The 12269-nt window shown below is 63.8% G+C and carries 13 protein-coding genes and 1 pseudogene; 2 read left to right on the plus strand and 12 right to left on the minus strand.

The window, feature by feature from the left end; genetic code table 11:
• A pseudogene (gene ricT, locus Q0J74_RS11095) lies at positions 1-447 on the plus strand (regulatory iron-sulfur-containing complex subunit RicT); the annotation flags it as partial.
• Between the two features lie 796 nt (positions 448-1243).
• On the plus strand, positions 1244-1798 hold the full coding sequence (locus tag Q0J74_RS07535; RefSeq protein ID WP_297212861.1) for a sugar O-acetyltransferase: 555 nt from the start codon (positions 1244-1246) through the stop codon (positions 1796-1798).
• A 28-nt stretch (positions 1799-1826) separates the two neighbouring features.
• Here the strand turns inward: Q0J74_RS07535 and bilS are convergent, their stop codons facing one another.
• From bilS to Q0J74_RS07595, 12 genes are all read right to left on the minus strand, one after another.
• Positions 1827-2333 (minus strand): flavodoxin family protein BilS, encoded by a 507-nt coding sequence (gene bilS, locus Q0J74_RS07540; RefSeq protein ID WP_297212863.1) that lies wholly within the window; start codon positions 2331-2333, stop codon positions 1827-1829.
• 255 nt (positions 2334-2588) lie between these two features.
• A complete protein-coding gene (gene rnhA / locus Q0J74_RS07545) occupies positions 2589-3026 on the minus strand; it encodes a ribonuclease HI (protein WP_297212865.1) in 438 nt (145 codons plus the stop codon).
• A gap of 13 nt (positions 3027-3039) precedes the next feature.
• Entirely contained in the window at positions 3040-3396 is a 357-nt protein-coding gene (locus Q0J74_RS07550) for an SHOCT domain-containing protein (protein WP_297212867.1), read from the minus strand.
• A 3-nt stretch (positions 3397-3399) separates the two neighbouring features.
• Positions 3400-5901, minus strand: a complete 2502-nt coding sequence (gene gyrA / locus Q0J74_RS07555) for a DNA gyrase subunit A (RefSeq protein ID WP_297212869.1) — start codon at positions 5899-5901, stop codon at positions 3400-3402.
• A gap of 68 nt (positions 5902-5969) precedes the next feature.
• A complete protein-coding gene (gene gyrB, locus Q0J74_RS07560; RefSeq protein ID WP_297212871.1) occupies positions 5970-7910 on the minus strand; it encodes a DNA topoisomerase (ATP-hydrolyzing) subunit B in 1941 nt (646 codons plus the stop codon).
• Positions 7911-7998: 88 nt separating this feature from the next.
• The gene (gene remB, locus Q0J74_RS07565; protein WP_297212873.1) at positions 7999-8262 is read right to left on the minus strand and encodes an extracellular matrix regulator RemB; all 264 of its coding nucleotides are present in this window, start codon (positions 8260-8262) and stop codon (positions 7999-8001) included.
• A gap of 1 nt (position 8263) precedes the next feature.
• Positions 8264-8575 (minus strand): Tat pathway signal protein, encoded by a 312-nt coding sequence (locus Q0J74_RS07570; RefSeq protein WP_297212875.1) that lies wholly within the window; start codon positions 8573-8575, stop codon positions 8264-8266.
• Positions 8576-8613: 38 nt separating this feature from the next.
• Positions 8614-9726, minus strand: a complete 1113-nt coding sequence (gene recF, locus Q0J74_RS07575) for a DNA replication/repair protein RecF (protein ID WP_297212877.1) — start codon at positions 9724-9726, stop codon at positions 8614-8616.
• Positions 9723-9935 carry an RNA-binding S4 domain-containing protein gene (locus Q0J74_RS07580; protein WP_297212879.1) on the minus strand — a complete coding sequence of 71 codons (213 nt, stop codon included), beginning with the start codon at positions 9933-9935 and terminating at the stop codon, positions 9723-9725. The genes recF and Q0J74_RS07580 overlap by 4 nt, the downstream gene beginning before the upstream one ends.
• Positions 9935-10363 carry an acyl-CoA thioesterase gene (locus Q0J74_RS07585; protein ID WP_297212881.1) on the minus strand — a complete coding sequence of 143 codons (429 nt, stop codon included), beginning with the start codon at positions 10361-10363 and terminating at the stop codon, positions 9935-9937. The genes Q0J74_RS07580 and Q0J74_RS07585 overlap by 1 nt, the downstream gene beginning before the upstream one ends.
• A 20-nt stretch (positions 10364-10383) precedes the next feature.
• A complete protein-coding gene (dnaN, locus tag Q0J74_RS07590) occupies positions 10384-11496 on the minus strand; it encodes a DNA polymerase III subunit beta (RefSeq protein ID WP_297212883.1) in 1113 nt (370 codons plus the stop codon).
• A 251-nt stretch (positions 11497-11747) separates the two neighbouring features.
• Positions 11748-12269: helix-turn-helix domain-containing protein (locus Q0J74_RS07595; protein ID WP_297212885.1), on the minus strand; the 522-nt coding region annotated here is incomplete at its 5' end.

Raw genomic sequence — 12269 nt, forward strand, 5'->3', positions numbered from 1 at the left:
CTGGTGGAGGTGGAGTACAACTTTGAGGGGAGCAAGATCCTCTTCTTCTTCACCAGCGAGGGCCGGGTGGACTTCCGCGCCCTGGTGAAGGATCTGGCGGGGGTGTTCCACGCCCGGATCGAGCTGCGGCAGATCGGTGTCCGGGACGAGGCCAAGATGCTGGGCGGCCTGGGCATCTGCGGCCGGCCCTTCTGCTGCGCCGGTTTTCTGGAGGAGTTTCAGCCGGTGTCCATCAAAATGGCCAAAACCCAGAACCTCTCCCTCAACCCCACCAAGATCTCCGGCACCTGCGGGCGGCTGATGTGCTGTCTGAAATATGAGCAGGAGGCCTACGAGGACGCCGCCCGCCGGATGCCCAAGAATGAGTCCTTTGTGGAGACCCCGGAGGGGGTGGGGACGGTATCCCAGGTCAACCTGCTGAAGGAGACGGTGCAGGTGCGGCTGGAGGAGGAGCCGGAGTCCCCCAAGTGCTTCCACAACTGTGAGATCTGCGTGGTGCGCAACGGCAAGGGCAAGCGGCCGGAGGGGTACGTGGCGCCCCCCCTGGAGGAGCTGGCCAAGCTGCGGAAGGTGACCCCGGTGGAGGAGCCAAAGAGCCTGCTGGGCAGTCTGGACGCCGCCCTCACCGGGCTGGGGGTGTCCACCCCGGACTCCCGGGAGGAGGGGGAGAATGCGCCCAAGCGCCGCCGCAGCCGCTCCCGCCGGGGGAGCAAGCCGGCTGGGGAGGTCCCGGGGGAACCGCCGGCTACCCAGGCCAGGGCCGGTTCCCAGCCGCCCAGGCAGAAGCCCCCCAAGGTGGAAAAGCCCAAACAGCCCGCCGAGCAACAGCCCCGGCCGGCGGCCGCCGGGTCCCAGGGGGAGCAGGGCGGCCAACCCGCCGGGGAGAAGAAGCGGCCCCGGCGGCGGTATCACCGCAAGCCTCGGGGGGACAAGCCCCAGACTCCGGAAGCATAAGCAGACGGACGGCCTTTCGGCCGCCCGTGAGACTGTCGAAAAAGGCCGTTGGCCTTTTCCGACAAAAGGCTGCATGACGGGTCGGCCTCGATTTCTTGCGAAATAGTCACCCGATCCGTCATGAGAAGTGTCATTTCCGAGGCACATGTCCCCGGAAATGACGAATTTCAGTATGATTCTGTCGCCTGCAGGCGACAGAACTCTGCGAGGCTCCCTACGGGGGAGGTTTTTCGACAAGCTGAGACGGGCGGCCTTTCGGCCGCCCGTTTTTGAGAGGAGGACGCTCTCCATGACGGAATGGGAAAAGATGATTTCCGGCCGGCTTTACAACGCGGAGGTGCCGGAGCTTCAGGCCATGCGCCGCCGGGCGGCGGAGCTGTGCTGGAGGCTGGAGCAGCTCCCCCCCGCCCGGGAAGCGGACCGCTCCGCCCTGCTGCGGGAGCTGCTGGGCGCGGTGAAAGACACCTGCACCGTCAACCCTGGCTTCCGCTGCGATTACGGCAGCAACATCACCGTGGGCAGCAGCTTTTACGCCAACTACAACTGCGTCATCCTGGACTGCGCCCCGGTGGTCTTTGGGGACCACGTGTTCATCGCCCCAAACTGCGGCTTCTACACCGCTGGACACCCTCTGGACCCCCCCACCCGGAACAGCGGTCTGGAGTTTGCCCGGCCCATCACCGTGGAGGACGATGTGTGGATTGGGGGCAACGTAACCGTTCTGCCCGGTGTGACCATCGGCAGAGGGTCCGTCATCGGAGCGGGCAGCGTAGTCTCCCGGGATATTCCCTGCAGCGTGGTGGCGGTGGGCAACCCCTGCCGGCCCGTCAGGGAAATCCAATAAAAAAGAAGCGCCGGCCGGCGCTTCTTTTTTATGCCTCCATGGCCTCCCGGGCAAACTGGGCCGCCCCCTCCAGGTCGGCCTTATCCGGGTGGCTCAGGGCCAAATCAAAGGCCCTCAGCATGGATTCCAGCTTGCCGTCCCCCGGCTTCTCCTTCAGCTGGGTCTCATACCGCTCCCGCACCGCCGCAGGCATCTTGCCCGTGCAGAAAAAGGTGCTCACCACCTGGTTGCCCTGGGGGACCTCCCCCTTGAACCGCTCCGCCAGGGAGGCGAAGTACAGCTCAGAGATGCCGAAGCCGGCGGTGCCGAACAGGGCCACCCGCTTGCCGTGGAGGTCCTGCAAAAACGCCTTCATCTCCGCCGTACAGCTGCCCTTATCCGTCCAGGACCCGGCAAACACCAGCTCCGCCCGGTCCACGTTCTGGGGCGGCTGGCCATAGGCCACAATCTCATGGCCGGCGCAGGCTTCCCGAATGGCCTGGGCCACCTGGGCGGTGTTCCCGGTGGCGCTGGAAAAAACAATGGCGATTCTCATATGTCCTCCTTTTCCCACAGCCGGCGGGACACCGGCCCCTGGGTTATTTGTACTTCCGGCTCTCCGCCACCGCCAGCTCGTCGCAGCGGTTGTTGTTCGGATTATCCGCGTGGTCCCCCACCCGGCTTTTGCCGGGCAGGGACCCCCATCTTTTCATATGCTCGGCGGAAATCAATTCCGCCTGCGCCAAGGTTTTGTCCTTATGGACAAAACGCTTGACGGCGCAAGCGCCGGAAAAGGGCCACGCCCCGTCCTTTATTTGTACTTCCGGCTCTCCGCCACCGCCAGCTCGTCGCAGCGGTTGTTGTTCGGATTATCCGCGTGGCCCTTGACCCAGTGGAGATGTACCTGATGGTACTCGCACAGCGCCAGCAGCTTCTCCCACAAGTCGGGGTTGAGGGCGGGCTTCTTATCGGACTTGATCCACCCCCGGGCCTTCCACCCCTTGGCCCAGCCCTTCTCCAGGGCGTCGATAACGTACTTGGAGTCGGAGTAAAGCTCCACCACGCAGGGTTCTTTCAGGGCCTCCAGGGCGGTGATGACCCCGGTGAGCTCCATGCGGTTGTTGGTGGTGTGGGCCGCCCCGCCGGAGAGCTCCTTCCGGAACGCCCCGTATTGCAGAATGGCCCCCCACCCGCCGGGACCGGGATTGCCGGAGCAGGCCCCGTCGGTGTAAATGGTGACTGTTTTCATGCCTCTCCCCTTGTCACAGCTCCCTTAAAATTTCCCGCCGCTTCTGCTCATACTCCTCCGCGGTGATGAGCCGCTGGTCATACAAAGCCTGAAGCCGGCGCAGCCGTTCCTCGGGTCCGGCCTCAGACTGGGCAGAGTTTTCCCCGGTTTCGTCCTCGATGTGGATTTCCGGACCCACATAGCCCTTGCCAAAGGCCTGATAAAAATTCATCGCGGTTATGCCAACGGCGATAAGGGTCCACAGGATGCCGAAGGGACCGAAGGCCGGGACCGCCACAAAGACGCCGATGGCCACAAAGATGCAGCCCACCACGCCGCCGAATGCCGCGCCGGTTTTACTGGGCCGGTAGGTCACCCGCTTTCTGGCCATGGTTTACTCCTCCTGCTGCTCGGTCTGAACGTTTTCCTCCTCGTCATCCCGGTCGGTGAGGGCCATGGAGATTACCCGGTCCCCCTCCTCCTTGAAGCGCATGACGATGACGCCCTGGGTGGCCCGGCCGGCGATGCGGATATTATCCACATGGGTGCGGATCAGCGTGCCGCTCTGGGTAACCAGCAGCAAATCCTCATTGCCGTCCACCACCTTGATGCCCACCACCTTGCCGGTTTTTTCGGTGAGCATATAGTTGCGGATACCCAGGCCGCCCCGGTTGGTGATGCGGTAGTCCTCCACCGGGGTGCGCTTGCCGTAGCCGTGCTCGGTAATGGTAAGCACGCACCGGCCGGCGGTGGCCCGGGCGGCCCCCACCACGTAGTCGCCGTCCCGCAGGCGGATGCCCCGGACGCCCACGGCGGTACGGCCCATGGGCCGCACGTCGTTTTCATCAAAGCACACCGCCTGGCCGTCGTGGGTGGCGATGAGCACCTTTTTGGTGCCGTCGGTCTCCCGGACGGTGATGAGCTCATCCCCCTCCTCCAGAGTGAGCACCCGCAGACCGCTGTTGCGCAGGTTTTTCAGCGCCGTCACCGACAGCCGCTTTACCGTGCCGTTGCGGGTGAACATCATCAAAAACCGGTCCTCGCTCTCCACGTCCCGGGTATGGATCATGGCCGACACCTTCTCCCCCTGCTCCACCTGAAGGATGTTGATCAGGTTGGTGCCTCTGGCAGTGCGGCCCGACTCGGGAATCTGGTAGCCCTTCTTCCGGAACACCCGGCCCAGATTGGTGAAGAAGAGGATATAGTCGTGGGTGGAGGCGGTGAACACCGTGTTCACATAGTCCTCCTCCTTGGTGGCCATCCCCTTGCGCCCCTGTCCGCCCTTGCCCTGGGCGGCGTACTCGCTGGCGGCGGTGCGCTTGATGTAGCCCCCGTCGGTGAGGGTGAAGACGCACTCCTCCTCCTCAATGAGGTCCTCGATGTCGATTTCGTCCTCCACATCCTGGATCTCGGTCATCCGCTCGTCGCCGTATTTGTCCCGGATGGCGATAAGCTCCTCCTTCAGCACTCCCCGCAGCATCTCCTCCGAGGAGAGCAGCTGCTGGAAGTAGGCAATGCGCTCCTCCAGCTCCTTGTACTCGTTTTCCAGCTTCTCCCGGTCCAGACCCTGGAGGGCCTTGAGGCGCATGTCCAGAATGGCCTGGGCCTGAATCTCGTCCAGACCGAAGCGGGCGCACAGGCGCTCCTTGGCGTCGTCATAGCTCTGGCGGATGATGCGGATGACCTCGTCAATGTTGTCCTGGGCGATGAGCAGTCCTTCCAGCAGGTGAGCCCGCTCCTGGGCCTTCTTCAAATCGTACCTGGTGCGGCGGACGATAATCTCCTCCTGGAAAGCGATATACTCATCCAGAATGTGCCGCAGGGAGAGAATTTTGGGCTGGGACTGGTCGTCCACCAGGGCCAGCATATTGATGGCGAAGGTGGTCTGGAGCTGGGTCTGGGCGAACAGGCGGTTGAGCACCACCTGGGGGTTGGCATCCCGCTTGAGCTCGATGACCACCCGCATACCGTTGCGGTCGGATTCGTCCCGGATGTCGGAGATGCCCTCCAGCCGCTTGTCCTCTACCTGGTCGGCCATGTTCTTGATGAGCATCCGCTTGTTGACCTGGTAGGGGATCTCGGTGACAATGATCCGGGTGCGGTTCTGGCCGAACTCCTCAAACTCCGTCCGCGCCCGGACGCACACCCGGCCCCGGCCGGTGGCGTAGGCCGCCCGAATGCCGGAGCGGCCCATGATGATGCCCTTGGTGGGGAAGTCGGGACCTTTCACATACTCCATCAGGTCCCCCAGGGTGGCGTTGGGGTCGTCCAGAACACAGACGGCGGCGTTGATGACCTCCCCCAGGTTATGGGGGGGAATGTTGGTGGCCATGCCTACGGCGATGCCCGCCGAGCCGTTCACCAGCAGGTTGGGGAAGCGGCTGGGTAGCACCCGGGGCTCCTTCCGGGTCTCGTCAAAGTTGGGGTCCCAGTTCACCGTGTCCTTCTCAATGTCCCGGAGCATCTCGTCGGAGATGCGGGACATCCGGGCCTCGGTGTACCGGTAGGCGGCGGGCGGGTCCCCGTCGATGGAGCCGAAGTTGCCGTGGCCGTCCACCAGGGGGTAGCGCATGGAGAAATCCTGGGCCAGACGCACCAGGGCGTCGTACACGCTCTGGTCCCCGTGGGGGTGATAGCGGCCCAGCACGTCGCCCACGCAGGTGGCCGACTTCTTGAAGGGCTTGTCCGCCGTCAGATTGTCCTCATACAGGGCGTACAGGATGCGCCGGTGTACCGGCTTCAGGCCGTCCCGCACGTCGGGCAGCGCCCGGCCCTTGATGACGCTCATGGCGTATTCAATATAGGACTGCTCCATCTCATGCACCAGAGGCGCGGTGACGATGGTCTGGTCCGGATACCGGATCTCCTCCGGGTCGTATTGCGGCTTTTTGCTCATGCTGTTGCCTCTCAATCTTCAGGATAGGGTGGTCCCGCCGGGCTGCCCTTGTGACCGCCCGGCCTCCCTTAATAGTCCAGATTCACCGCGTACTTGGCGTTGCGCTCGATAAACTCCTTCCGGGGCTCCACCTTCTCCCCCATCAGGACGGTGAAGGTCTGGTCGGCGGCCACTGCGTCGTCCAGCTCAATGCGCTTGAGGGTGCGCTTTTCCGGGTCCATGGTGGTCTCCCACAGCTCGTGGGGGTTCATCTCGCCCAGGCCCTTATACCGGGAGATGTCCACCTTGGCGTTGGGGTTGTCCCCCCGCAGCTCGGCGGCAATCTGTTCCCGCTCAACATCGTCAAAGGCTACCCGGGTGGTCTTGCCCCGGGTCAGCTTGTACAGGGGAGGCACGGCGGCGTAGACGTAGCCGTGCTCAATGAGGGGCCGCATAAACCGGAAGAAGAAGGTCAAAAGCAGGGTGCGGATGTGGGAGCCGTCCACGTCCGCATCGGCCATGATAATGATCTTGTGGTAGCGCAGCTTGTCCAGATCAAAGTCGTCCCCGATGCCGGCCCCCAGGGCGGTGATGACGGGGGTGAGCTTGTCGTTGCCGTACACCTTGTCCGCCCGGGCCTTCTCCACGTTGAGCATCTTGCCCCACAGGGGGAGGATGGCCTGGAAGCGGCTGTCCCGGCCCTGGGTGGCGGAGCCTCCTGCGGAGTCGCCCTCCACGATGTAGAGCTCGGTGAGCTCGGGGTTGACCTCGTTGCAGTCCCGCAGCTTGTCTGGCATGGCGGCGCCCCCCAGGGCGGTTTTTCTCCGGATGGACTCCCGGGCCTTCCGGGCGGCCTCTCTGGCCCGGTTGGCCATGAGGGCCTTGTCCAGAATGGCCTTGCCCACCGCCGGGTTCTCCTCCAGATACTCGGTGAGTTTCTCGGTGACCAGGTTGCTTACCAGGGTGCGGATGGAGGCGTTGCCCAGCTTGGCCTTGGTCTGACCCTCAAACTGGGCCTCGGTGAGCTTTACCGAGATGACGCAGGCAATGCCCTCCCGGCAGTCCTCGCCGGACACCTTGTCCTCGTCCTTGAGGATCTTCATCTTCTTGCCGTAGTTGTTGAGCACGGTGGTGAGCGCCCGCTTGAACCCTTCCTCGTGCATGCCCCCCTCGGGGGTGTGGACATTGTTGGCGAAGGAGACGATGGTCTCGTTATATCCGTCGTTGTACTGGAAGGCCACCTCCGCCATGGAGTCGTCCTTGCTCCCCGACATATACACCACGTCGGAGTGGATGGGGTCCTTGGAGCGGTTGATGTAGGACACAAACTCCCGGATACCCCCGGCGTAGTGCATGGTGTCCTCCTGCTCCCGGCCGGGGCGGGCGTCGATGGTGTGAATGCGCAGGCCGGCGTTGAGGAAGGCCTCCTCCCGCATGCGGGTGTGGAGGGTGTCGTAGTTGTATTCCGTGACCTCAAACATCGACCGGTCAGGCTTGAAGCTGACCTCGGTGCCGTGGCGGTCGGTGTCCCCTACCACCTGCATGGGCTGGGTCACCTTCCCCCGGGAGAAGCGCATCTCGTAAATCTTGCCCTCCTTGTGGACCCGGACGGTGAGCCACTCGCTCAGGGCGTTGACCACGCTGGCGCCCACGCCGTGGAGGCCGCCGGACACCTTGTAGCCCCCGCCGCCGAACTTGCCGCCGGCGTGAAGGATAGTAAACACCACCTCCAGAGCGGGCAGGCCGGTCTGGGGCTGAATATCCACCGGGATACCCCGGCCGTTGTCGATGACGGTGATGATGTCCCCCGGCTCAATGCGCACGGTGATCTCGTCGCAGTAGCCGGCCAAAGCCTCGTCGATGGAGTTGTCCACAATCTCATAGACCAGGTGGTGGAGACCGGACTCGCTGGTGGAGCCGATATACATGCCCGGGCGCTTGCGCACCGCCTCCAGGCCCTCCAGCACCTGAATCTCAGAGCCGCCGTATTCGTGCTCCACCTGGGTGGTGCCGTTCAGTTCTTCAGACATTTGAAAACCTCCATTGGGATTTTCCGGGCAGCCAGGGGCCGCCCCTACAGCCGCTGTAGGAGCCGCCTCCGGCGGCCCGTCTCCGCGTTTATTCAAAACTGTTGCTCTCCGCCCGCCGCAGCAGAGTGGCGGCGGAGAGCTGGGACAGATAGACCGTGCTCTCCCCCTCCGCCGGGGCGCGCAGCACAAAGGACCGGGGCAGATCGTCGCACAGGCTGACCATCCGCCCTTCCCGCTCCGCCCGCTCCAGAAAGGCCCGGGTCAGGCGGGAGGCGCTGGCGTTGTCCAGGTCGAACACGCCCACCACCTCCCGGTAGGGGACCACCGCCCCCTGGCCCAGATGCAGGTACATCTCACTTCCTCCTCCCCTTCTCCCAGATCACCCTGGGACCCCACAGCCGTTTCCACAGCCGCCAGCCCAGCACCGTCCCCGCCAGGGCGCACAGGGCGGGCAGGCCGGGGACAAACAGCAGCTGGGTAAGGGGGGAGTGTTCCGCCTCCCACACCCGGACCCGCCCGGCGGATACCAGGGCCGCCAGGACCAGGACCAAAAGCGGGGGCAGCGCCCGCCACACCCGCCGCCGGGGCAGGCGGCAGGCCAGATATTGACCAATCAGCCCCAGCACCAGGGGCAGCAGGCAAAATACGCCGATGATAATGGGCATATGCTCTCCTTTTGGGTGGGCCGTACAGGTGCGGCCCCCTACGATGATCCCACCAGGGTTCCCTCCCGGATGCGGAAGGTGCGGGCGCCCCCCAGCCGGGCAAGCTCCATCTCCTCACAACAAGTGATGAACACCTGGCCGCTGGTGATACGTTTGAGTACATATTCCTGCCGCTTTCCGTCCAGCTCGGACAAAACGTCGTCCAGCAGCAGCACCGGCCATTCCCCGGTCTCCTGGTAAAAAATCTCCCGGGCGGCCAGCTTGAGGGACAGGGCCGCCGTCCTGGTTTGGCCCTGGGAGGCAAACTGCCGGGCGGAGAGTCCGTCCAGCTCCACCTCCATGTCGTCCTTATGGGGACCGGACAGGCACTGCCGCGCCTCCAGCTCCGCCCGCCGGTGGCTCTCCTGGTGGGCCAGCAGCTGCTCCAGGATGGTCTTGGCGGGGGCCAGAGGGTCCGTCACTGTACTCACCGTCCCATAGGTCAGCGCCAGCTTCTCCCGGCCCCCGGAGAAGTCCCGGTGGATGGCCGGAGTCACCTCCCCCAGACGCCGGATGAAGTGGGCCCGGTAGTGGATGAGCAGGGCGCCGGTCTGAGCCATGCGGAGGCTGAACTCATCCAGGGTGTCCAGCAGGGAGGGGTGCTCCTCCCAGTCCCGGAGGATACGGGTCTTGTGCTCGTACAGCCGGCGGTACTCCGCCAGAGCCTCGGCATACCGGGGCCGCAGCTGGCAGATGCAGCTGTCCAAAAATCTGCGGCGCACCGCCGCTCCCTCCCGGATGAGCCACAGATCCTCCGGACAGAAGAGCACCGTGGTGAGCACTCCCGCCAGCTCCCCGGCGGTTTTCAGCCGCACGCCGTTGGAAAAGAGCTGCCTCCGGGCGCCCCGGCTCAGCCTGGCCTCCAGAGTGAACCGCCGGCCCCTGGCCTCCACCTCCCCCTGGAGAAAGGCGTGGTCCACTCCGAACTGGATCAGCTCCCGGTCATATCTGGCCCGGTGGGAGGAGGCGGTGGACAGGTAGGCCACCGCTTCCAGCAGATTGGTCTTGCCCTGGGCGTTTTCCCCCCAGATCACGTTGACGCCGGGGGAGAACTCCGCCCCGAAGTGGGGATAATTGCGGAAAAAGTCCAGGGTGAGGGAGCGGACTATCATCGCACTTCCAGCTCCACTCCGTCCAGGGCGGCCCGGTCCCCGGGGCGGAGCTTTCTGCCCCGCATGGTGCAGACCTCTCCATTTACCGTGACCTCCCCCGCCTGAATCCGCTCCTTGGCCTCCCCGCCGGTACCGGCCAGCCCTTCGAACTTCAGCAGGGCCTCCAGCTTGATATACTCCGTGGTGATCGGCACCTGTCTGCTCTCCATTACGCCTCCGCCTCCTTGCAGGCCTCCAGCAGGGCGTAAACCTCCGGCAGCGCCCTTTTCAGGGATACCGGCCTGCCCTTGGCCCGGTCATAAAAGAAATGGACGCTGGTCCCCTCCGCCCGCACCTGACCGGTGGCGGCATCGGTCATGGTATAGCCCAGCTCCATCTTGGCCTGCTGGAGCTTGTTCACCCGCATGGTGACGGCCACCGTCTCCCCGAACCGGGTCATGGACTTGTAGGCGCAGGACACGCTGTATACGGCAAAGTCGATGCCCGCCTCCACCGCCTTTTCATAGCCCCAGCCCAGCTGGTCCATAAAGTCGGTGCGGGCCTCCTCCATCCAAAGGATATGATTTCCATGGTGGACGATGCTCATGCCGTCGGTCTCATAAAACTGCACTTTGTGCAGATAAGGATGCAGTTCCAAAGGGTTTTCCTCCCGTTTTCTTACTCCCCGGCCCGCAGGCGGACGGGCAGCACCATATACAGAAACTTTTCCTCCCCCTGGGTGGGCAGGATGACGCAGGGGGACACCCCGGTGGTCAGCTCCAGCCGCACCCGGTCGGCGGGGGCGGCCTTCAGGGCGTCCATCAGATACTTGTTGTTGAAGCCGATCTCCAGCCCCTCCCCGTCCCCGTCGATGGGACACTGGTCGTAGGCGTCCCCAATGGCGGTTTTGGTGGTGATTTTCAACACGCCGTTGTCAAACACGCACCGCAGGGGGCTTTTCAGCTTGTCGCTGATGATCAAGCTCACCCGGTCGATGGAGGAGAGCAGCGCCCGGGTCTCCCCCTCTACGAAAATGGTGTTGTTCCGGGGAATAGCCTGGCGGTAGGCCAAAAACTCCCCCTCCAGCCGGCGGGAGACCAGCATGGTATCCCCTACCTTGAACATCACGTGCCGGGCGCCCTGGGTCACCGAGGCGGGTTCGTCGGTGTCGGCACAGATTTTCTCCACCTCCGACAGGGCCGCGCCCGGCACCACGAAGGAGAAGCTGTCCGCCCCCTCCCGCTTGTCCACCTCCTCATGCCGCAGGGCCAGCCGGTAACCGTCCACCGACACCACAGTAAGGCCGGTATCGTCCACTTCGAACAGGGAGCCGGTATGGATGGGCCGGCTCTCGTTGTCGCTGACGGCAAACAGGGTCTGGGCGATCATGGCTTTCAGCCTGCCCTGGGGCAGGGACAGGGAGTTCTGGTACTCCACCGTGGGCAGCTCGGGAAATTCCTCCGGGTCGGTCCCCAGGATATTGAACTCGCTCATGCCGCACTTGATGTTGACCATATAGTGATCCGACCGGACGGAAACCATGTCGTCCGGCAGTTTGCGGATGATCTCCCCGAACAGCCTGGCTCCCAGCACCAGGGTCCCCTCCTCCTGGATGTCGGCGGGTACTGTGGTGCGGATGCCGGTCTCCAGATTGTAGCCGGTGAGCCGCAGGTCGTTTCCCGCTTCCACCAGAATGCCCTCCAGGGCGGGGATGGAGCTCTTGGGCGATACCGCCCGGGAGGTGGTGGAGATGGCTGCCTGCAAAAGGGCCTTTTCGCAGGTGAATTTCATAGCGTTGTGCCTCCGTTTCCTGACCCCTCCGCTTCTTCCGGAAAAGGAGGGGGATTCTGTCGTAATAGTAAGCCGTAGGGAAAAACAATGTGGAAAAGTCCTCCAATCCCCTCCGGCCCAAGGGAAAGGGCGTCCACAGGCTGTGTGGATGGCAGGCCGGGGTTTCCACAGGGGGGCGGAGAGGAGCGGTGTTTTCCACATCCGGCTTTCCACATCTCCCCAAAATCCGGTGGAAAGGTGGAAATCCGGCGCTATTCGTACCGGGTGTTGATGTTGGCGTTGATGTCCTTGATGACCTCGGCAATCTCGGGAGACTGCTTGGTGAGCTTTTCAATCCGGTCGATGGAGTGCATGACGGTGGTGTGGTCCCGTCCTTCGAACTCCCGGCCGATCTCCTTCAGGGAGAGGTTGGTCATCCGGCGGATCTGATACATGGCGATCTGCCGGGCCAGGGCGGTGTCCTTGGTGCGGCCCTGCCCCCGGAGGGCATCCGGGTCGATGTTGTAGAACTTGCCCACCTCGTCGATGATGACTTCCGGCGAGGGGAGAAACTCCGCCTTATCCTTGAACATGTCCCGCACCGCCCGGGTGACGGTGTCCACGTCCACGCTCTCCCCCATCAGCTCCTGGAAGGCCAGGATCTTGTTTACGGTGCCCTCGATCTGCCGCACGTTGGAGGTGATGTTCTCCGCGATATACTGGAGCACCGGGTCGGGCAGGTTCATGCCCCGGCGGATGGCCTTGTTCTTGATGATGGCCACCCGGGTCTCATA

The sequence above is a fragment of the uncultured Flavonifractor sp. genome (genome assembly GCF_944387675.1).
In the GTDB taxonomy this organism is placed as follows: domain Bacteria; phylum Bacillota; class Clostridia; order Oscillospirales; family Oscillospiraceae; genus Flavonifractor.

Bases quoted from the DNA above. Each gene is read 5' to 3' on its own strand.
- Q0J74_RS07550 (WP_297212867.1), bottom strand. From the start codon at position 3,396: ATGGCCAGAAAGCGGGTGACCTACCGGCCCAGTAAAACCGGCGCGGCA.
- gyrA (WP_297212869.1), bottom strand. From the start codon at position 5,901: ATGAGCAAAAAGCCGCAATACGACCCGGAGGAGATCCGGTATCCGGAC.
- Q0J74_RS07580 (WP_297212879.1), bottom strand. From the start codon at position 9,935: ATGGAGAGCAGACAGGTGCCGATCACCACGGAGTATATCAAGCTGGAG.
- remB (WP_297212873.1), bottom strand. From the start codon at position 8,262: ATGTACCTGCATCTGGGCCAGGGGGCGGTGGTCCCCTACCGGGAGGTG.
- recF (WP_297212877.1), bottom strand. From the start codon at position 9,726: ATGATAGTCCGCTCCCTCACCCTGGACTTTTTCCGCAATTATCCCCAC.
- Q0J74_RS07535 (WP_297212861.1), top strand. From the start codon at position 1,244: ATGACGGAATGGGAAAAGATGATTTCCGGCCGGCTTTACAACGCGGAG.
- rnhA (WP_297212865.1), bottom strand. From the start codon at position 3,026: ATGAAAACAGTCACCATTTACACCGACGGGGCCTGCTCCGGCAATCCC.
- bilS (WP_297212863.1), bottom strand. From the start codon at position 2,333: ATGAGAATCGCCATTGTTTTTTCCAGCGCCACCGGGAACACCGCCCAG.
- gyrB (WP_297212871.1), bottom strand. From the start codon at position 7,910: ATGTCTGAAGAACTGAACGGCACCACCCAGGTGGAGCACGAATACGGC.
- dnaN (WP_297212883.1), bottom strand. From the start codon at position 11,496: ATGAAATTCACCTGCGAAAAGGCCCTTTTGCAGGCAGCCATCTCCACC.
- Q0J74_RS07570 (WP_297212875.1), bottom strand. From the start codon at position 8,575: ATGCCCATTATCATCGGCGTATTTTGCCTGCTGCCCCTGGTGCTGGGG.